Origin of the sequence: Stenotrophomonas sp. CASM110 (assembly GCF_049384345.1) — a bacterium.
GTDB lineage: Bacteria > Pseudomonadota > Gammaproteobacteria > Xanthomonadales > Xanthomonadaceae > Stenotrophomonas > Stenotrophomonas muris.
The window spans coordinates 256,825-275,741 of the sequence record NZ_JBMRGI010000002.1 but is presented as its reverse complement, the minus strand read 5'-3'; the positions used below and the strand labels follow the sequence as shown (position 1 = coordinate 275,741).

Genomic DNA, 18,917 nt, shown 5'->3' with positions numbered 1-18,917 from the left:
CGGCCCAGGGGCCGGCACTACCCTTCGGCATCAAGCCACGTAGACGGTCTTGATGTTCATGAACTCGTGGATGCCGTGGTCGGCCAGCTCCCGGCCGAAGCCGGACTGCTTGCTGCCACCGAACGGCAGCCGAGCGTCGCTCTTGACGATGGCGTTGACGAACGCGGCGCCGCATTCCATGCGCTGCGCGAAGGCTTCGCCGCGCACCGGGTCGCGCGTCCACACGCTGCCGCCCAGGCCGAAGCGGGTGTCGTTGGCCACGCGCAGCGCCTCGGCCTCATCCTTGACCCGGATCACCGCAGCCACCGGCCCGAACAGCTCCTCGTCGTAGGCAGGCATGCCTGGGCCGACCTGATCGAGCACGGTCGCCGGATAGCCCGCATGGGTGACGGCAATGGGCTCGCCGCCGACCAGAACGCGCGCGCCCTTGGCGACGCTGGCCTGCACCTGCTTGTGCAGTTCGTCGCGCAGATCGGCACGGGCCATCGGCGCCAGCGTGGTGCCACGCTCACTGGGATCGCCATACTGGCGCTGGCCCGCGGCTTCAACAAAGCGTCGGGTGAAGTCATCGGCCACCGCATCGACCACGATGAAGCGCTTGGCCGCAATGCAGGTCTGCCCGCTGTTGTCGAAACGCGACTTCACCGCCGCCGCCACGGCCTTGTCGAGGTCGGCATCGTCGAGTACCACGAAGGCATCGCTGCCACCCAGCTCCATCACCGACTTCTTCAGCTGGCTGCCTGCAGTGGACGCGATCGAGCGCCCTGCCCGTTCGCTGCCGGTCAGCGTCACCGCCTTCACCCGTGCGTCGCGCAGCACCTCGGCAGCCTGGTCGTTGTCGATGTGCAGCACGTCGAACACGCCCTCAGGCAGGCCTCCGTCACGACACACCGCCAGGATCAGGTCGGCGCACTGCGGCACGTTGCTGGCGTGCTTGAGCAGGGCCACGTTGCCAGCCATGAACGCCGGGGCCAGGAAACGGAACACCTGCCAGACCGGGAAATTCCATGGCATCACCGCGAACACGCAGCCGATCGGCTCGTAACGCACGTAGCTGCGCTGGGCTTCGGTATCGATCAGCTGCGGCTTGAGATAGTCGGCCGCGTGGTCGGCGTAGTACTCGCAGGCGGCAGCGCACTTGTCGACCTCGGCCAGCGCCTCGGCCTTGAGCTTGCCCATCTCATGGGTCATCGCCTGCTGCAGGTCGTCGCGACGCGTGCGCAGCTGCGCGGCGATCTGGCGAAGGACGGCACCGCGATCCTGCAGCGAGCGATCGGCCCAGCCGGGGAAGGCATCGGCGGCAGCCTGCAGGCGCTGCTCGATGTCAGCAGCGCCCATCAGTTCATGGCGGTAGGTCACCTGGCCGGTGGCCGGGTCGATGATCTCGACGGTCATGGGGGATCTCCATCTGGAAGACCCCCATTGTGCGCCGCTGTCCGTGAGCCGGGTGTTGCCGGCGCTGTCGACAGGCCGTGTACTCAGCCGTTGTCCTGCCGCGCCAGCTGCAGGTCGCGCTGGCGCCGCTTCTCGGCGCGGGCGTTGATGTACCAGCCGATCACCGCAGCGATCGACACCGCCGACACCAGCAGCGTGGCCAACGCGTTGATCTTCGGGCTGATGCCCATGCGCACCGAAGCGAACACCTTCATCGGCAGCGTGGTCGAGCCCGGCGTGGCCACGAAGCTGGCCACCACCACGTCATCCAGCGACAGGGTGAAGGCCAGCAGCCAACCCGCCACCAGCGCCGGCGCGATGATCGGCAGGGTGATGCGGGTGAACACGGTCAACCGGCTGGCGCCCAGGTCCATCGCCGCTTCTTCCAGCGACAGGTCCATTTCCTGCAGGCGCGAGGACACCACCACGGTGACGAAGCAGAGGGTGAAGGTCACGTGCGCGATCCAGATGGTGGCCAGGCCACGCGCCGGGAAGCCGGGAATCGCGCCCATCGATGCCAGCAGCGCCATCAGCGAGAAGCCCAGGATCACGTCCGGCATCACCAGCGGCGCGGTCACCAGCGCGCCGAACAGTGGCTTGCCACGGAATCGCTTGAAGCGGGTCATCACCATCGCCGCCAGCGTACCCAGCACGGTGGCGGTACAGGCGGTCCAGAACGCCACCACCAGGCTGGTCCACATCGCGTCCATCAGCGCGCGGTCGGCGAACAGGTCGCTGTAGGCGCGGGTGGAGAACCCGGCCCAGACCATCGCCAGCCGCGAGCTGTTGAACGAGTAGAACATCAACAACAGGATCGGCAGGTACAGGAAGGCGAAGCCGAGCAGCAGCACGCCCAGCCCCAGGCCCTTGGCGGTACGCGGGCTCATGCCTGCTTCCCTTCCAGCAGGCGCTGCTGGGAACGGTTGAACAGCAGGATCGGCACCAGCAGCAACAGGATCATCGCCACCGCCATCGCCGAAGCGCCCGGCCAGTTGCGGTTGTTGAAGAACTCGTTCCACAGCTGGCGGCCGACCATCAGCGTCTCCGAACCACCGAGCATTTCCGGGATCACGAACTCACCCACCGCCGGGATCATCACCAGCATGCAGCCGGCGATGATGCCGGCCTTCGACAGCGGCAACGTGATGCGCAGGAACGCCTGCCACGGCTTGGCGCCGAGGTCGTAGGCCGCTTCCAGCAGGCGGTGGTCATGCTTGACCAGGTTGGCGTACAGCGGCAGCACCATGAACGGCAGGTAGCAGTAGACGATGCCGATATAGGCGGCGGTCGGCGTATCGATCAGCTGCAGTTTCGGCAGCCCCATCGACGTCATCAGCGTCTGCAGGCCAGTGAACTGCAGGAACTGGTCAAGCAGGCCATTGCGGTCCAGGATTGCCTTCCACGCATACACGCGGATCAGGAACGAGGTCCACGACGGCAGCACCACCAGCATCATCGCCACGTTGCGTGCGGCCGGCGACAGGCGCGCGATGGCATAGGCCATCGGATAGCCGATCAGCAGGGTGAAGAAGGTGGAGATCGCCGCGATCTTGATCGAGCTCAGGAACGCCTGCGCATAGATCGAATCGCGGAACAGCGCCAGGTAGTTCTCCAGGTTCAGCTTCAGCGAGAAGCCGCCGTCGGCGTACTGCAGCAGCCAGGTATACGGCGGCGAGCCGACCCGGCTGAGCGAGAAGCTGATCATCAGCACGATCAGGAACGGCACTGCGAAGAACAGCAGCAGCCACAGGTACGGAATGCCGATCACCGTGGCACGCAGCCCCGGCAGCCAGCGCTTCAGGCCGGCGACGCTCATGAGGTCAGCACCACGCCGTCGTTGTCGCGCCAGTGCACCCACACGCTGTCACCCCAGGTCAGGCCGTCGCTGGCCCAGCGCTGCGAGTTGGCGAAGTTGGCCAGCACCTTGGCGCCGCTGGGCAGCCGCACGTGGTAGACCGAATGGCTGCCGAAATAGGCGATGTCCTCGATCACGCCCTGCGCTTTGTTGGTGTGGCCTTCCGGCTCGTCCTTGCCGATCATCACCTTTTCCGGGCGCAGCGCGAATGCGACCGGCTGCCCTTCGTAACAGGTGATGCCATGGGCGATGTAGATCGGTGCCGGGAACAGCGGCGAGCGCACGGTCACGTACTCGGGCAGGTCCTCGTCGATCACCCCGTCAAACAGGTTGACCGAACCGATGAACTCGGCGACGAAGCGGTTGGCCGGCTGCTCGTAGACCTCGTCCGGCTTGCCGACCTGCTGGATCCAGCCGGCATCCATCACCGCGATGCGGGTAGCCATGGTCATCGCTTCTTCCTGGTCGTGGGTGACCATCACGCAGGTCACGCCCGACGACTCGATGATGCTGACCAGTTCCAGCTGCATCTGCGAGCGCAGCTTCTTGTCCAGCGCGCCCATCGGCTCGTCCAGCAGCAGCAGCTTCGGCCCCTTGGCCAGCGACCGCGCCAGCGCCACGCGCTGCTGCTGGCCACCGGACAGCTGGTGCGGCTTGCGCTTGCCCAGGTGGCCCATCTGCACCAGGTCGAGCATCTCGCCGACGCGCTTGCTGATCGCGTCCTTGCCCAGGCCATCCTGCTTCAGGCCGAAGGCAATGTTCTGTTCGACCGTCATGTGCGGGAACAGCGCATAGGACTGGAACATCATGTTGACCGGCCGCTGGTACGGCGGCAGCGCGTCCAGGCGCTGGCCATCGACGGTGATGCTGCCCTTGGTGGGCGTCTCGAAGCCGCCCAGGCAGCGCAGCAGGGTCGACTTGCCGCTGCCGGAGCCTCCGAGCAGGGCAAAGATCTCGCCCTTGCGCACGTCCAGATTGACGTCGTCGACGGCGACGAAACCGTCGAATTCCTTGCGCAAATCACGAATGGAGAGATAGCCGGGCGCACCGGTCGTGTCGACGACGGCGGCTACCGGCTGGGCTTCAACGGGCATGGGGGCTCCGGGAGCGGGCGGTGGACAGCGGCCGCCATTCTAACGGCCGGGGGCTGCAGGGGATATGACGGCAACGGGTGGCACCCACCGGGCCGGGGGGATCTGCAGATCTGGTGGGGGCCGACCGTTGGTCGGCCCCGCCGGAAAAGCATGCCGACCAACGGTCGGCACCCACCTGCCAGCCAGCCCTTAGCGCCCGGTCTTCACCTCGGTCCACAGCCGGGTGTAGAGCTTGTCGGTCTCCGGCGTGTTGATCGAGTAGGTGAACATCTTCTCGGCCACGTCGGCCGGCGGGTAGATGGTCGGGTCGGTACGGATCGCCTCGTCCACCAGCGGGGTCGCGGTCGGCACCGGGTTGGCGTAGTGGATGAAGTTGGTGTTGGCCGCGGCAACCTTCGGCTGCAGCAGGTAGTTGATGAAGGCGTACGCGGCTTCCGGATGCTTGGCGTCCTTCGGGATCGCCAGCATGTCGAACCACTGCGGTGCGCCTTCCTTCGGGATCGAATAGGCCACGTGCACGCCATTGCTGGCTTCCTCGGCGCGGTCGCGGGCCTGGATGATGTCACCCGACCAGCCGACCACCAGGCAGGTACCGCCGTTGGCCAGCGAACCCACGTACTGCGAGGAGTGGAAGTTCTGCACGTACGGGCGGATCGACTTCAGCAGGTCGGCGGCCTTCTGCAGCTCGGCCGGGTCGCCGCTGTGCGGGTCCAGGCCCAGGTAATGCAGTGCGATCGGGATCATGTCCGCTGGCGTGTCCAGGATGGTCACGCCGCAGTCCTTCATCTTGCTGATGTTCTCCGGCTTGAACACCAGGTCCCAGCTGTTGGCGATGTCGGCGCTGCCGCCGAAGCGCTGCTTCAGCATGTCCACGTTGTAGCCGATGCCGGTGGTGCCGATCATGTACGGCACGCCGTACTGGTTGCCCGGGTCCTGGGTGGCGATGCGCTTCATCACCGCCGGATCGAGGTTGGCCAGGTTCGGGATCTTGCTCTTGTCCAGCGGCAGGAACACACCGGCCTGGATCTGGCGACCGAAGAAGTTCAGGGTCGGCACCACCACGTCATAGCCGCTGTTGCCGGCCAGCAGTTTGGTCTCGACCATCTCGTCACTGTCGAACACATCGTAGGTCACCTTGATCCCGCTCTCCTTCTCGAAGGTCGGAATGGTGTCCTCGGCGATGTAATCGCTGTAGTTGTAGACGTTCAGGACCTGGCTGTCCTGCGCGCCGCCATTGCCACCGCCACAGGCGGCGAGCATGGCGGAGGCCAGGCCGAGCGTGAGGATACGCAGCTTCATCGGGTGCTCCAGAATGCGGGAAGGGGGGCCGGCGGGGCCGGCGACGGGTGCCAGCCTACCCCCCGGCGGCGGATTTTTCTATTCCGGATGCTCAGACGTTCAGCAGCAGGAACTCGCGCTCCCACGAGCTGATGACGCGGAAAAAAGTCTCGTATTCCTTGCGCTTGACCGAGATGTAGGCCCGGCAGAAGCGCTCGCCCAGCAGGGCCTGCAGCTCGCTGCACCGCTCCAGCCCGTCCAGCGCCTCGCCCAGCGAGCGCGGCAGGTCGTAGCCCAGTTCCTTGGCGCTGCCGGTCACCGGCGCATCCGGTGCCAGCCGCTCGCGGATGCCCAGCAGGCCGCAGGCCAGGGTCGCGGCCATCGCCAGGTAGGGATTGGCATCGGACCCGGCGAAACGGCTCTCCACGCGCATGTTCTCCGGCGTATCCAGCGGCACGCGCAGGCCGCAGGTGCGGTTGTCGAAACCCCAGTGGACGTTGCTCGGCGAGACTTCGCCGAACACCAGCCGGCGGTAGGAGTTCACGTTCGGCGCGAAGAACGCCATCGCCTGCGGTGCGTACTTCTGCAGGCCGCCCAGGTAGTGGCCGAACACCGGGCTGAACTCGCCCTCGGCATCGGTCTCGCCGGCGAACACGTTGCTGCCATCGCTCACCCGCACCAGGCTCTGGTGGATGTGCATGGCACTGCCCGGCTCGTTTTCCATCGGCTTGGCCAGGAACGTGGCATACACCCCGTGGCGCATCGCCGCTTCGCGCATGGTGCGCTTGAACAGGAACACCTGGTCGGCCAGGTCCATCGCATCGGCATGGGTGAAGTTGACCTCCAGCTGCGCCGCGCCGGACTCGTGGATCAGCGTGTCCACGTCCAGCTTCATCGCATCGGCGTAGTCGTACATCAGGTCGAGGATCGGGTCGAACTCGTTGACCGCATCGATCGAGTACGACTGCCGCGCGGTCTCCGGGCGCCCGGAGCGGCCGGCCGGTGGCAGCAGCGGGAAGTCCGGGTCGGTGTTCTTCTGCACCAGGAAGAACTCCAGTTCCGGCGCCACCACCGGGCGCAGGCCCAGCTCGGCGTAGGCTGCCAGCACGCGGCGCAGCACGTTGCGCGGCGCCAGTTCGTGCGGCTCACCGCTCTTGGTGTAGCAATCGTGGATGACCTGCGCGGTGGCGTCGGCCGCCCACGGCACCATGCGCACCGTGTCCGGATCGGGGCGCAGCATCATGTCCGAGTCGGACGGCGAGGTCAGCTCGTAATAATCGTCAGGGAACTCGCCGGTGACGGTGGTGGCGAAGATGCCCTCAGGCAGGCGCGTGCCGTAGTCGTGCGAGAACTTGTCGGCGGGAATGATCTTGCCGCGCGCGTTGCCGGTGATGTCCGGCACCAGGCATTCCACCTCGGTGATGCGCCGCTCCTTCAGCCAGCGCAGCAGCGTGCTTTCCTGCGGTGCGGGGGGCGTGGCCGTCTTGCGCGGGCGCGTTCGGGAACTCATCGGGAATCCAGTCGGTTCTGTTGGTGCTGCCGGCAAGCCTGGCCGAACGCACGGAAAATAGCGTGATAGAACGGCGCCTGCATGACACGCCACTCCGGGTGCCACTGTACGCCGAGCACGAAACGATGGTGCAGGCTGCGTGCCGCTTCGACCAGCCCATCGTCGGCCACGGCCTCGACCTGCAGCCCCTGCGCCAGGCGGGCGACACCCTGCCCGTGTACCGAATTGACCTGCGCCCGGCCACTGCCGTGCCACTGCGCCAGCCAGCCATCGGCGGCCAGCGTGACCGCGTGCGCCGGCCCATACTGCACCTCCACCGGCGCCTGCGGTTCTTCGCGATGGTCGGCCAGGCCAGGCACCGCGTGAACCTGCGGATGCAGGCTGCCGCCCAGCGCGACGTTCAACTCCTGGAAGCCGCGGCAGATCGCCAGCACCGGCAGGTCCAGCGCCAGTGCCTCGTGCAGCAACGCAAAGGCATTGGCATCGCGGGCCGGGTCATGTGGATTGCCTGGCCAGCTGCGGCCACCTTCGTAGTGCTGCGGTTCGATATTGCTGACCGCGCCGGTCAGCAGCAGGCCATCCAGCCCCTGCAGCCAGTCGCCGGCCGGCAGCGGTGGCTGCAGGCTCGGCAACACTACCGGAGTCACCTCGGCCGCCTCGGCCAGCGCGCGCACGTACTTCTCGCCGGCCACCGCGAAACGGTGATGGCCGAGCACGGTGCTGTCGGTGGGCAGGCCCACCCAGGGCAGGCGGCGCATGGGAAAACTCCTTGGCGTGCCAACACGTTACCCGTCGCCCGGCGAAGCCGGCAAGTCGGTGCCGTCACACCACAGCCGTCACGCATCGGCGAAACTACCGGGGTGAACGCCGATCGACCTGCCCCGCTCCGCCCTCCCGCCCTGCACCCGCGAGGCCTGCAGTGAGCGCCGCGTTCCCGCCCAGCTGGTACGCCGCCAGCCTGCCCGAACCGCCCGCACTGCCCCCGCTGCAGGGTAATGTGCAGGCCGACGTTGCGGTGCTGGGCGCCGGCTATACCGGCCTGACCGCAGCCCTGGAACTGGCGGCACGTGGCCGGCGCGTGGTAGTGCTGGAAGCGCAGCGGATCGGCTGGGGCGCGTCCGGCCGCAACGGCGGGCAGGCGCTGGTCGGCTATGGCTGCGAGGTGGACGAACTGGAGCGTCAGCTCGGTCGTGATGATGCGCGCCACCTGTTTGACTGGTCGCGCGACGCGGTGCAGGCGATGCGCGCCCGCATCAATCGCCACGGCATTGACTGCCATTGGGTGGAAGGCCACGCCAGCGTCGCCATCCGCGAACGCCATGAACGGGAACTGCGCGTCCACTGCGAGCACCTGCAACGCCACTACGACTACCCCATGCAGTGGTGGGACCGTGACGCCCTGCGCGCGCAGCTGGACAGCCCGCGCTATCGTGCCGCGATGTTCGATCCGCTCAGCGCGCACCTGCACCCGCTGGCCTATGCGCGCGGTCTGGCCGATGCGGCGCGCGCGGCCGGCGTGGTGATCCACGAGCATTCGGCGGTAACCCGCGTGCAGCGCGGACCGCAGCCGACCCTGCACACCGCCCACGGCAGCGTACGCGCCGCGCATCTGGTGGTGGCCGGAAATGCCTGGCTGCAGGGCCTGCTGCCCGAGCTGGAACGGCGGATCATGCCGGTCGGCACCTATATCGGCGCCAGCGCGCCGCTGGGGGCCGAGCGCGCCCGCGCCCTGATCGGCAACGACATGGCCGTGGCCGACACCGCCTGGGCATTGGACTATTTCCGCCTCAGCCACGACCATCGCCTGCTGTTCGGGGGGCGCGCCAGCTACTCGGCGCTGCCCCCACCCGGCCTGCGTGGGGTGATGCAACGGCGCATGCACCAGGTGTTCCCGCAGCTGGCCGACGTGGCACTGGACCAGGTATGGGGCGGCTACGTGGACATCACCCGCAACCGCGCCCCGCATTGGGGCCGGCTGGACGGCGACCTGTACTTCGCGCAGGGCTTCTCCGGCCACGGGGTGGCCGCCGCCGGGCTGGCCGGCGAGGTGATCGCCGCCGCCATTGCCGGCCAGAGCGAGCGCCTGGACGTGTTCCAGCGCCTTCGGCATGCGCCCTTCCCCGGCGGCCGGCTGCTGCGCACGCCGCTGCTGGTGGCGGCGATGTCCTGGTACAAGCTGCGGGATGCATTGTGGTGAAGATTCTGCATCTCCACCTGTATTGAACGTTCTGACAAACGTACCGCAGCGCTGATCGTGCTGCACACGTCACAGATTTTCACGCGACATCTGTGATGGATGGCTGGACAATTTCCTAAATGCGCAGCTATGCAATTGCATAATCGTTCGCAGACCGATACCGTCCTGAGAAACCGGGCCCCGCGGCGAATGGATGCTGACAGGGGACACGTAGGAGAGGGGGACGTGCGATTGGACTGGTGGAAAGAAGGATTGTTGCTGAAGGTGCGCATTCGTCCGGCTGGCCTGATGATTGCCTTGCTTTATGCAGTTGCCTATTGGGCAACCCGACAGCTGTCGCTGGATCAGTTCTATTTGCCAGCCGGCATCCGGGTGGCAGCCGTGCTGTTGTGCCCGCCGCGCCTGTGGCCCTACCTGCTGCTGGGCGAATATGCGTACTTTGCACAGTCCCGCGTGCCGATGATCGAGAAGTACGGCCTGACATGGGTCATTGTTGCCTCCGCATTCCTCATGCCAGCGGTGATGCTGATTGTGAAGCTGCAACGGCGACTGATGGCGGAGTCGCAGACGATCGGCCTCTTGTTGATTGCCGCCGCTTCCAGCGTCGTTATTACTCTGCTCAACCTCAGCTTTTCCCATCTGCTCTGGCCAACACCTCCTTCCACACCCTTCCTGACCAATGCCGCGCGCTTCAGCGTGGGTGATTTCATCGGCATTCTGACGGTGGCCCCCATCGCCATGCTGTGGGCGCGGCAGGACGTGGGGCAGGAGTGGAACGCTCGACGAAAGACCCCGATGCTGGCAGCACTTTCATCGATGCTGCTGATCGGGATAGCAGCGACTCAACTGCCCGCAGACTGGATTGCATTGAAGGCAACGTTCCTGCTGCTGTTGGCACTCCCCGCGGCCGCGCTTACCTGCCTGTATGGCTGGAAGGGGGCTGCCCTTGCAGTGCCGGTGCTCAACATGGTCATCGGCCTGACCACGCCCAACACCCATCCCACCGCATTCGATCCAGCGGCCTTCATCACCCAGCAGATCATGGCGATCAGCGGCATCGTATTGCTGCTGCTCGGATCACGCATCACCCACTTCTACCACCGTTACAGGCTGCGCGAGATGGGGGAAAGGGACGCCATCCATCTGGCGAGGAGCTCGCAATTGGCCAGCGAGATGGAGCTGCGTGAACGTGCCCTGCACCTTCGCAAGCTCGGCGACGGCATTGATACGTCGCTGGTTGAGCTGGCCGAATGGCTCAAGGCCCAGGGACATCACGCAGTGGCCAACAGCCTTCTGCATACCTCGAATGTACATTCGCGGCTCTTTCGCGAACAGACAAGCATGGTCTATCCCTCGGGCCTGGAGCATCTTGGGCTTTACGTGGCCCTGCAGGCGGGTGGCATCCGTGAGTCGTGGAAGCTGACGGAGCGCGTTCTCCGCCCGGATCTGAAAGGCGACCCCTGCAACCTGAGCGTGGAACTCCAATTGGCCGCTTACCGGACACTGATTGATGCGGTCTCCATTCTTCTCAAGCATGAAGGTGGTCAGATTCGCATTCGTGCAAGGTGCGGCGGAATGGGCTCCAGGCGCGGAATCCTCATGGTCGTGTCACTGCTGGAACAGCGCAGACGCCTTTCCAAGCAGACAACGATGGCAGCGTTCGAGCGACTGACCGGGCGAACCCTCCCCTATGACGGGACCGTTGACTGCTATCGCAACCGGGTCAGGATTCTGTTCCTCGACCGCGAAACCAGACTGGAGGCAGTAGCCAGTACTCCATCGCGGTACGGCTGCCCCGCACCCTCTGCGCTGCAGTAGTGCATTTCACAGTCAAGCGACCGGATCGAACCAACACAGCAGAATCGCATAACGTCCCGCTCGTCCCCCTGGCCCAGGGCGTCATGGGCACCCGGCGAACACCGGGTGCCCATGCAGTCTGATACTGAAGCTGGCCGATATCCCGGCAACTGTCAGTATCAGGGTGCCTCTACTGCCCACAACACATCAGCTCCGCTTGCATATCTGACCAGCGTGAATGCGGGGGCCCGATAGACAACCGTTCTGGTGGCCTTGGCGGGAACAGGCAGGCGCTGCTCCGGCAACGACACCTTCGCAGACGGGTCACCTGCCGGCAGCACCCAGAACGTGCCGGCAGCATTGCCGATCACGATGTGCACGTGCCCTGCGAGATCGTTTACCTGGAAATAATCCATGCCATCGCGCTCGAACCCATAGACCAACCAGCCGGGATCCACGCTCAGGTCTTGTGCTTGAGGAGTCGACTGGCCGAGTCCTTGGCCGGCCAACTTGATTCCATGGTCGTCACTCGGGGCAAAAGCAAAAACGGATACCGGCACCAACATCAATGCACCAGCAAATGCATGAATTCGGAAACTTCTCACACTGACCTCCAGGTTGGATGCAATACGGATCAAGAAGGATGCTACCGCCAATCGCATCAGCATATACCGGGCGGACTCCGCAGTGCCTGTCGGAGATAATCCACTGGATCGATGCAAACCCATGCCACGCCGAAGCTGCCTCCGAAATCGCCAATACCCGCGGCGAAACCCGCGCACGGTGCGGGTCAGCGGCATCTGCGACAAGGACCTGGACAGGCGCGTGCAACAGCAGGATGTCGTCGATTGTGTGACGGCGAACACAGCGGACAGCATCAACCGCCGAATGTGGCGGGTGCAACGGCTGAAACGCGATCGACACATGGGCGCACTGATTGTGGATGATTCACCGTCCTCTGGTGGCTATGCCGCCGCACTGCCGGGCATGTAGGGCCTCGAAGCATGGGAAGCCGCCGATTGCAGCGCAAAGGGAGGCCAGACACCTCGATTGCACCCATCTCCAACTGTCGATAGTGTCTGCGGAAGTGGTCAGTCATCATTGGCCGGGAGACGAGAGGCGCGGGCTTGGACCGATTCAAAGAAGCAGTTGAACTGAGCTTCCGGATCCGACCCGTCGGAATCGCACTCGCGGCCGTCTACGCCCTGGGCTGCCTTGCCTCGCGTCAGTTCTCGCTGGATCAGTTCTTCCTGCCCGCGGGCATCCGGGCAGCGGCACTACTGATCGTCCCGACCCGCCTGTGGCCCTACCTGCTGCTTGGCGAGTACGCGTACTTCGCAACCTTGCGCATTCCCATGATCGACAGCTACGGCCTGGCCTGGGTCATCCTGGCCTCGACGCTGCTGATGCCGGTGGCGATGCTGGTGGTCTACCTGCATCGCATGAGAATGCCATCGGAGTCCGCCACCGGCCTCTGGTTGCTGTCGTTGACCTTCTGCACGGCGTTGTTCGTCCCGGCTCTCAATATGGGCATTTCATTTGCTCTGTGGTCGAACCCACCGCCGAGCAACCTGCTTAGCGCAGTTGATCGCACGATCTTTGGCCACTTCGCCGCCATCATCACCCTCGTGCCGTTGGCATTCCTCTGGTCGCGACGACACGCGGCCCCCAATTGGACGCGCCGCTTTGCTGCGCCTACGGTCACGGCCATCCTGGTGATGCTGGTCCTGGGCCTGTGCATGCAGCTTACGGCCATCAGCGCCCACACCACACGCACCCACCTGGTGCTGCTGTCCTCCCTCCCAGCGATCGCCCTGACCTTCATGCATGGGTGGCGTGGCGCTGCCATCGCGATTCCGCTGTTGAACCTTCCACTCCATTTCGCCACACCCAGCACCGGCCTACCGTCCTCGTTCGACCTGGGCACCTTCGCCACCCAGCAGAACATGGCCGTGATGAGTGTCGCACTGCTCGCCCTGGGGTCCAGCATCAGCTATCACCATGAGCGTGCACGGTGCCGTGGACTGGCAGAGGAAACCACGTTGCGCCTGGCACGTAGTTCGCACCAGACCCGTGAGCGTGAGCTTCGCGAGCGCGCCTCCCATCTCAAGCAACTCGGCGAAGGCATGGACAGCTCGCTCGGCGAGATGGTCAGCTGGCTGAAGGCGCAGGGGCATCATGCGGTGGCCAACAGCCTGCAGCACGCCTCATCCGTGCACTCGCGGCTGTTCCGTGAACAGGCCAGTCTGGTCTACCCCACGGGGCTGGAGCAGGTTGGGCTGTATATCGCGCTGCGGGTTAGCGGCGCATGCGAAAGCTGGGACAACTCCCATCGCGTGATTCCGCCCCGGCTGGAGGGCAACCCCTGCCTGCTGACTGTCGACCTGCAGCTCGCCATCTATCGCTCGCTGATCGAGGCGGTGTCGCTGCTGCTGGAACTGGCGTCGGGACAGGTCAGCGTGCGCGCCCGGAGCGGCCAGGCGGGCGACCGGCGCGGCATCGTGGTGGTCGTTGGCCTGCTTGACCGCGGTCGCACGCTGTCGAACCGGACCGTTCAGCAGGCCATCGAGCGTCTGGCCGGCCGGATAATGGCCTACGGCGGCACGGTGCATTGCCGTGGCAACCGGCTCCGGCTCGTCCTGCACGAATCGCTTGCGGGTACAGCGGCGGCATTCGCATCGCCTGCCTGATCGGTGAACGACGCGCAGGGCACGCTGCTCCGGCTAAAGTTGCGCCCGAAACCGCCGCTATCCGTGCCGAGTCCCTCCCTCGTGAGCCACCGCATCATGCCCGTCCTGCCGCAGGCCGCCGTCGATGGCGACCTGGCCGATCCGCTGCCGCAGCGGATCCTGCTGGTCGAAAACTCCCGTGCGTTCACCGGCATGCTGCGCGAGGCCATCGAGCAGCGCCTGGAACTGCCGGTGGTGATCGCTTCCACCCTGGCCGAGGCCGATCGCCTGCTGAGCGAGGATGGGGGCTGGTTCCTGGTACTGACCGGGCTGGTGCTGGCCGACGGCGACCGCGACGCGGTGGTCGAGTTCTTCCTCAGGCGCGGCCTGCCCACCGTGGTGGTCAGCAGCGTCTACGACGAGGATCTGCGCAAGCGCGTACTGCAGCAGCAGATCATCGACTACGTGCTGAAGAACACGCCGGGCAGCATCGACTACCTGGTGTGGCTGGTGCAGCGCCTGGAGCGCAACCGGCGCATTGCGGCACTGGTGGTGGACGACTCGCCGTCCGCGCGCGGCTATGCCGCCGCCCTGCTGCGCATGTACGGCCACGAGGTGCACGAGGCCGCTGACGGCAACGAGGGCCTGGCCGCGATCGACGCGCATCCTGCGATCCGCCTGGCCGTGGTCGACCAGGAAATGCCCGGCATGCAGGGCGTGGAGTTCACCCGCCGCCTGCGCACCCTGCGCTCGCGCGACAAGGTGGCGGTGATCGGCATTTCCGGTAACACCGACGCTTCGCTGATCCCGCGCTTCCTGAAGAACGGCGCCAACGACTTCCTGCGCAAGCCGTTCTCGCGCGAGGAGTTCTTCTGCCGGGTCTCGCAGAACGTGGATCAGCTGGAGCTGATCGGCACGCTGCAGGACCTGGCCACCCGCGACTTCCTCACCGGCCTGCCCAACCGTCGCTGCTTCCTGGAACAGAGCCAGCGCCAGCTGCCGCAACTGCAGCTGCATGGCCAGTGCGTGGCGGTGGCAATGATCGACATCGACCACTTCAAGCACATCAACGACACCTACGGTCACGAAGCCGGCGATGACGCGCTGCGCGCGGTGGCCGGTGCGGTGGCCGCGCATGCCCGCAGCCACGACCTGACCGCCCGCTTCGGCGGCGAGGAGTTCTGCCTGCTGGTGCCGGACATGGAGCAGGACGAGGCCCTGCTGTACTTCGAGGAACTGCGCCAGCGCATCGCCGCGCTGGAAGTGGACATCGGCACCGCCAGCCTGCGCATGACGGTGAGCATCGGCCTGTGCTGCCTGCGCCCGCAGCGCGATGCACTGCATCGGCTGATCTCCGAAGCCGACCGCCAGCTGTACCTGGCCAAGGCCGGCGGCCGCAACCGGGTCAGCTGCACCACGGTGGCCAGCCCGCTGCGCCCGCGCGAGCCCGCGCTGACCTGACCGGGCAGCCTTGATCCAGATCAACGCCGCGCCAGCGCGGCAGCTCTACAGTCAGCCCCGACATACGCATGAAGGGGAGCCGGGGATGGCACTACTGGTCTGGCAGGACGATCTGAACATCGGCATCGATGTGATCGACCAACAACACCGCCGCATCATCGAGATGCTCAACCATTTGCACGTGGCCCAGGCCAGCATGCAGCGTGCGGCAGTGGGCGAGGTGATCGACGAAGTGGTGGACTACACCATGTCGCACTTCGCGTTCGAGGAAGAACTGATGGAGGAAGCGGGCTATCCGTTCTGTGCCGCGCACAAGCGCGTGCATGAAGTCTTCATCAAGCGGGTATCGGAGTACCGCATGCGCTTCCAGGCCGGCGAGGACATCAGCGATGAACTGCGCACCATGCTCTCGCGCTGGTTGTTCAACCACATCCGCGGCGATGACCAGGCCTACGCCGAACAGGTCAAGGCGCACTTGAACCAGTTCGCCCGCGAACACCAGGGCGGCGGTTGGCTGGGGCGCACGCTCAAGCGCTTCTTTGGCTGAGCCGCAGCGCGCGCCGGTGCAGGGCCACCAGCGCGCACAGGGTCGCTGCCGCAGTCAGGCACAGGTAGTAGCCGACCGCGACCAGGCCGAAGCGTTCCGCCAGCCAGGTGGCCAGGTACGGCGCCGGCGCCGCACCCAGAATGCCGGCCAGGTTGAATGACAGCGAGGCGCCGGTGTAGCGCACTTCCACCGGGTAGATCTCGGCCAGGAAGGTGCCGCAGGGGCCGTAGGTCAGCCCCATCAGGAACAGGCCCAGGCACAGGAACGCCGTGACCAGCCAGGGACTGTGCGGCTGGAACAGCGGAGCGAACAGCACGCCGAAGCCGATGATCAGCACGCTGGCCACGATCATCGTGCGACGCGTGCCCCAGCGGTCGCCATAGCGCGCCGACAACGGGATGCCCAGCGCGAAGAACAGCATGCCGGCCATCTGCATCAGCAGGAACTGCTCGCGGCTGTAGCCCAGCACGGCGGTGCCATGGCCGAGGCTGAACACGGTCATCAGGTAGAACAGCACGAAGGTGGCGAACGCCCCCAGCGTGCCCAGCAGCATCGCCACCGGATGGTCACGCAGCACCGTCCACATCGGCAGCCGCACCGGCGCCTTGCGCTCCAGTGCCTGCTTGAAGTCGGGCGTCTCATGGATGTTCAGGCGCACCCACAGGCCCAGGCCGACCAGCAGCGCGCTGGCCACGAACGGAATACGCCAGCCCCACTGCAGGAAGTCGTCCTGGCTCAGGCAGCGGCCGAGCGCCAGGAAAATGCCCGCCGACAACAGGAAACCGATCGGCGCGCCCAGCTGCGGGAACATGCCGTACCAGGCGCGCTTGCCCGGCGGCGCGTTCTCGGTGGCCAGCAGCACCGCCCCACCCCACTCGCCGCCCAGCCCCAGGCCCTGGCCGAAGCGGCACAGCGCCAGCAGCGCGGGCGCCCACAGGCCAATCTGCGCGTGGGTCGGCAGCAGACCGATCAGCACCGTGGACAGGCCCATGGTCAGCAACGCGGCGACCAGGGTGGCCTTGCGGCCGATGCGGTCGCCGAAATGGCCGAACACCGCCGAGCCGACCGGCCGTGCGATGAACGCCACCGCGAAGGTCGCCAGTGACTGCAACAGCGCCGCCTGTTCGCTGCTGTCCGGGAAGAACAGGTGCGGGAACACCAGCACTGCGGCCGTGGCGTAGATGTAGAAATCGAAGAATTCGATGGTGGTGCCGATCAGGCTGGCCAACAGGACGCGGCGGGGAGAGTTCACGGGCGGTGCGGCAGCGGTGATCGTCGACATCGGCAACACGGGTAACGGCGGATCGCCCGATTCTGCCACGGGCCGGTGGCCGCACGGGACGATGGTTTCAGCCGACACCGATGCCAACGAGGGTGGCAGGCGCCATTGTTCTGCAGGTTCTCGCCCCTGCTCGACCACATTCCACGAAATGCAGCCGAGCATCGGCTCGGCTCTACATGTGGGCGCAAGCCCCGACGCCGTTACAGCTGGATCCAGGTGGCCTTGATCTCGCTGTACTTGTCGAACGCATGCAGCGATTTGTCGCGCCCATTGCCGGACTGCTTGTAGCCACCGAACGGGGCGGTCATGTCACCGCCATCCCAGCCGTTCACCCAGACGCTGCCGGCGCGCAGCTGGCGTGCGACGCGGTGGGCGCGGCCCAGATCGCGCGTCCACAGGCCGGCGGCGAGGCCGTAGCGGCTGTCATTGGCCAGGCGCACCGCTTCGGCTTCGTCGTCAAAGCCGAGCACCGCCAGCACCGGCCCGAATACTTCCTCGCGCGCCAATGCCTGGTCGGGGCTCACCTGATCGAACACCGTGGGCTGCACATAACAACCGCCCGCCTCGACATCGGCGCGATGACCGCCCAGCAGCAGGCGGGCGCCCTCGCTTTCGGCACGCACGATATCCCCCATCACCTTGTCCAGATGCGCGGCATCCACCAGCGCGCCCATCGGTGCGTCGGCGTCAAGCGGGTGGCGCGGCTGCATGTGCTGGCCGTAGGCAACCACCTGGTGCACGAAATCCTCGCGGATCGAGCGCTGCACCAGCAGCCGTGACCCGGCAGTACAGACCTCGCCCTGGTTGAAGAAGATGCCCCGTGCCACCGCCTTCGCAGCGGCATCCAGATCGGGGGCATCGGCAAACACCACGTGCGGGCTCTTGCCACCACACTCCAGCCAGACCCGCTTGAGGTTGGACCGCCCTGAATACTGCAGCAGCCGCGCGCCGGTGGCCGTGGAGCCGGTGAACGCCAGCACGTCCACATCCATGTGCAGGGCCAACGGCTCACCGACGCGCGCACCGTGGCCCGGCAGCACGTTCAGCACGCCCTCCGGCAGGCCCGCTTCGGCGGCCAGCGCCGCCAGCCGCAACGCACTCAGGGGCGAGCGCTCGGAAGGCTTGAGCACCACCGAGTTGCCCATGGCCAATGCAGGCGCGATCTTCCAGCACGCCATCAGCAACGGGAAATTCCACGGCACGATCGCCGCCACCACGCCGGCGGGCTCGCGCGTGACCAGGCCCAGCTCATGCGGGCCGGTGGGCGCGACCTCACCGTACAGCTTGTCCACCGCTTCGGCCGTCCAGCGCAGGCAGCGCACCGCGCCGGGCAGGTCGATACGACGCGCATCACGCACCGGCTTGCCCATGTCCAGGGTTTCCAGCAGGGCCAGCTCGTCCGCGTGTTTTTCCACCAACGCCGCCAACGCCAGCAGCACGCGCTTGCGATGGGCCGGGCTGGCCTGTGACCAGTGGCCCGCATCGAAGGCACGCCGCGCCGCGCCCACTGCGCGCTCCACGTCCTGTGCATCGCAGTCGGCGACCACCCCCAGCACGCGACCATCAATCGGGCTGATGCAGTCGAAGCGCGCGCCGCTGGCAGCGTCGGTGTAACGACCCTCGATAAAGGCCTGTCCGGGTATCGAAAGCTGCTGGGCCAGCGCCTGCCAGTGGCTGCGGTCGGGAAAGTCGGCCATGTCGGGCTCCTCGGAACAGTTTCCCCGGTTATATCGGCGCGGCCGCGACTCCACCGTGACGTGGCTGCGCTACATTTCCCCCATCGGACCCGATGG

Annotated in this window: 16 protein-coding genes; 6 read left to right on the top strand and 10 right to left on the bottom strand. The window is 66.1% G+C overall.

Features of this window, described 5'->3' with window-relative positions:
• Positions 1-30 precede the first annotated feature (30 nt).
• From VG561_RS02605 to VG561_RS02575, 7 genes are all read right to left on the bottom strand, one after another.
• Positions 31-1,395, bottom strand: coding sequence for an NAD-dependent succinate-semialdehyde dehydrogenase (locus VG561_RS02605; RefSeq protein WP_423179352.1), 1,365 nt, complete (start codon positions 1,393-1,395; stop codon positions 31-33).
• An 83-nt stretch (positions 1,396-1,478) separates the two neighbouring features.
• Positions 1,479-2,321, bottom strand: a complete 843-nt coding sequence (locus VG561_RS02600) for an ABC transporter permease subunit (protein WP_005415928.1) — start codon at positions 2,319-2,321, stop codon at positions 1,479-1,481.
• Positions 2,318-3,250, bottom strand: coding sequence for an ABC transporter permease subunit (locus VG561_RS02595; RefSeq protein WP_014646567.1), 933 nt, complete (start codon positions 3,248-3,250; stop codon positions 2,318-2,320). The genes VG561_RS02600 and VG561_RS02595 overlap by 4 nt, the downstream gene beginning before the upstream one ends.
• The gene (locus VG561_RS02590) at positions 3,247-4,383 is read right to left on the bottom strand and encodes an ABC transporter ATP-binding protein (RefSeq protein WP_014646566.1); all 1,137 of its coding nucleotides are present in this window, start codon (positions 4,381-4,383) and stop codon (positions 3,247-3,249) included. The genes VG561_RS02595 and VG561_RS02590 overlap by 4 nt, the downstream gene beginning before the upstream one ends.
• A 189-nt stretch (positions 4,384-4,572) precedes the next feature.
• The gene (locus tag VG561_RS02585; RefSeq protein ID WP_014646565.1) at positions 4,573-5,682 is read right to left on the bottom strand and encodes a polyamine ABC transporter substrate-binding protein; all 1,110 of its coding nucleotides are present in this window, start codon (positions 5,680-5,682) and stop codon (positions 4,573-4,575) included.
• 91 nt (positions 5,683-5,773) lie between these two features.
• A complete protein-coding gene (locus VG561_RS02580; RefSeq protein WP_046429791.1) occupies positions 5,774-7,171 on the bottom strand; it encodes a glutamine synthetase family protein in 1,398 nt (465 codons plus the stop codon).
• A complete protein-coding gene (locus VG561_RS02575; RefSeq protein WP_014646563.1) occupies positions 7,168-7,929 on the bottom strand; it encodes a gamma-glutamyl-gamma-aminobutyrate hydrolase family protein in 762 nt (253 codons plus the stop codon). Before VG561_RS02575 ends, VG561_RS02580 begins: the two co-directional genes overlap by 4 nt.
• A gap of 161 nt (positions 7,930-8,090) precedes the next feature.
• On the opposite strand from VG561_RS02575, the gene VG561_RS02570 reads away from it, so the two are divergent.
• Together VG561_RS02570 and VG561_RS02565 are read left to right on the top strand one after the other, a co-directional pair.
• Positions 8,091-9,368, top strand: a complete 1,278-nt coding sequence (locus VG561_RS02570; protein WP_046429788.1) for an NAD(P)/FAD-dependent oxidoreductase — start codon at positions 8,091-8,093, stop codon at positions 9,366-9,368.
• Positions 9,369-9,593: 225 nt separating this feature from the next.
• Positions 9,594-11,186, top strand: coding sequence for an MASE1 domain-containing protein (locus tag VG561_RS02565; protein ID WP_046429789.1), 1,593 nt, complete (start codon positions 9,594-9,596; stop codon positions 11,184-11,186).
• A gap of 158 nt (positions 11,187-11,344) precedes the next feature.
• Here the strand turns inward: VG561_RS02565 and VG561_RS02560 are convergent, their stop codons facing one another.
• Positions 11,345-11,833 carry a hypothetical protein gene (locus tag VG561_RS02560; RefSeq protein ID WP_049420496.1) on the bottom strand — a complete coding sequence of 163 codons (489 nt, stop codon included), beginning with the start codon at positions 11,831-11,833 and terminating at the stop codon, positions 11,345-11,347.
• A gap of 157 nt (positions 11,834-11,990) precedes the next feature.
• Here VG561_RS02560 and VG561_RS02555 point away from each other — a divergent pair, with 157 nt between their 5' ends.
• The 4 genes from VG561_RS02555 to VG561_RS02540 all read left to right on the top strand — a co-directional run bounded on the left by VG561_RS02555 (position 11,991) and on the right by VG561_RS02540 (position 15,842).
• Positions 11,991-12,158, top strand: a complete 168-nt coding sequence (locus VG561_RS02555; RefSeq protein WP_157806038.1) for a hypothetical protein — start codon at positions 11,991-11,993, stop codon at positions 12,156-12,158.
• A gap of 134 nt (positions 12,159-12,292) precedes the next feature.
• Positions 12,293-13,855, top strand: coding sequence for an MASE1 domain-containing protein (locus VG561_RS02550; RefSeq protein ID WP_423179351.1), 1,563 nt, complete (start codon positions 12,293-12,295; stop codon positions 13,853-13,855).
• 96 nt (positions 13,856-13,951) lie between these two features.
• Positions 13,952-15,295, top strand: coding sequence for a diguanylate cyclase (locus tag VG561_RS02545; RefSeq protein WP_041863220.1), 1,344 nt, complete (start codon positions 13,952-13,954; stop codon positions 15,293-15,295).
• Positions 15,296-15,380: 85 nt separating this feature from the next.
• Complete coding sequence (locus VG561_RS02540; protein WP_004151683.1) at positions 15,381-15,842, top strand: bacteriohemerythrin; 462 nt, start codon at positions 15,381-15,383, stop codon at positions 15,840-15,842.
• On the opposite strand, the gene VG561_RS02535 is transcribed toward VG561_RS02540, so the two are convergent.
• A complete protein-coding gene (locus tag VG561_RS02535; protein WP_032961593.1) occupies positions 15,823-17,124 on the bottom strand; it encodes an MFS transporter in 1,302 nt (433 codons plus the stop codon). The genes VG561_RS02540 and VG561_RS02535 overlap by 20 nt on opposite strands.
• Before the next feature lie 200 nt (positions 17,125-17,324).
• Positions 17,325-18,821 (bottom strand): aldehyde dehydrogenase, encoded by a 1,497-nt coding sequence (locus VG561_RS02530; RefSeq protein WP_032961594.1) that lies wholly within the window; start codon positions 18,819-18,821, stop codon positions 17,325-17,327.
• Positions 18,822-18,917: the final 96 nt, after the last annotated feature.

What these genes read in the sequence shown, in the direction of transcription:
- VG561_RS02605 (WP_423179352.1), bottom strand. Translation starts at nt 1,395, where the DNA reads ATGACCGTCGAGATCATCGACCCGGCCACCGGCCAGGTGACCTACCGC.
- VG561_RS02600 (WP_005415928.1), bottom strand. Translation starts at nt 2,321, where the DNA reads ATGAGCCCGCGTACCGCCAAGGGCCTGGGGCTGGGCGTGCTGCTGCTC.
- VG561_RS02595 (WP_014646567.1), bottom strand. Translation starts at nt 3,250, where the DNA reads ATGAGCGTCGCCGGCCTGAAGCGCTGGCTGCCGGGGCTGCGTGCCACG.
- VG561_RS02590 (WP_014646566.1), bottom strand. Translation starts at nt 4,383, where the DNA reads ATGCCCGTTGAAGCCCAGCCGGTAGCCGCCGTCGTCGACACGACCGGT.
- VG561_RS02585 (WP_014646565.1), bottom strand. Translation starts at nt 5,682, where the DNA reads ATGAAGCTGCGTATCCTCACGCTCGGCCTGGCCTCCGCCATGCTCGCC.
- VG561_RS02580 (WP_046429791.1), bottom strand. Translation starts at nt 7,171, where the DNA reads ATGAGTTCCCGAACGCGCCCGCGCAAGACGGCCACGCCCCCCGCACCG.
- VG561_RS02575 (WP_014646563.1), bottom strand. Translation starts at nt 7,929, where the DNA reads ATGCGCCGCCTGCCCTGGGTGGGCCTGCCCACCGACAGCACCGTGCTC.
- VG561_RS02560 (WP_049420496.1), bottom strand. Translation starts at nt 11,833, where the DNA reads ATGCTGATGCGATTGGCGGTAGCATCCTTCTTGATCCGTATTGCATCC.
- VG561_RS02545 (WP_041863220.1), top strand. Translation starts at nt 13,952, where the DNA reads ATGCCCGTCCTGCCGCAGGCCGCCGTCGATGGCGACCTGGCCGATCCG.
- VG561_RS02540 (WP_004151683.1), top strand. Translation starts at nt 15,381, where the DNA reads ATGGCACTACTGGTCTGGCAGGACGATCTGAACATCGGCATCGATGTG.
- VG561_RS02535 (WP_032961593.1), bottom strand. Translation starts at nt 17,124, where the DNA reads ATGTCGACGATCACCGCTGCCGCACCGCCCGTGAACTCTCCCCGCCGC.
- VG561_RS02530 (WP_032961594.1), bottom strand. Translation starts at nt 18,821, where the DNA reads ATGGCCGACTTTCCCGACCGCAGCCACTGGCAGGCGCTGGCCCAGCAG.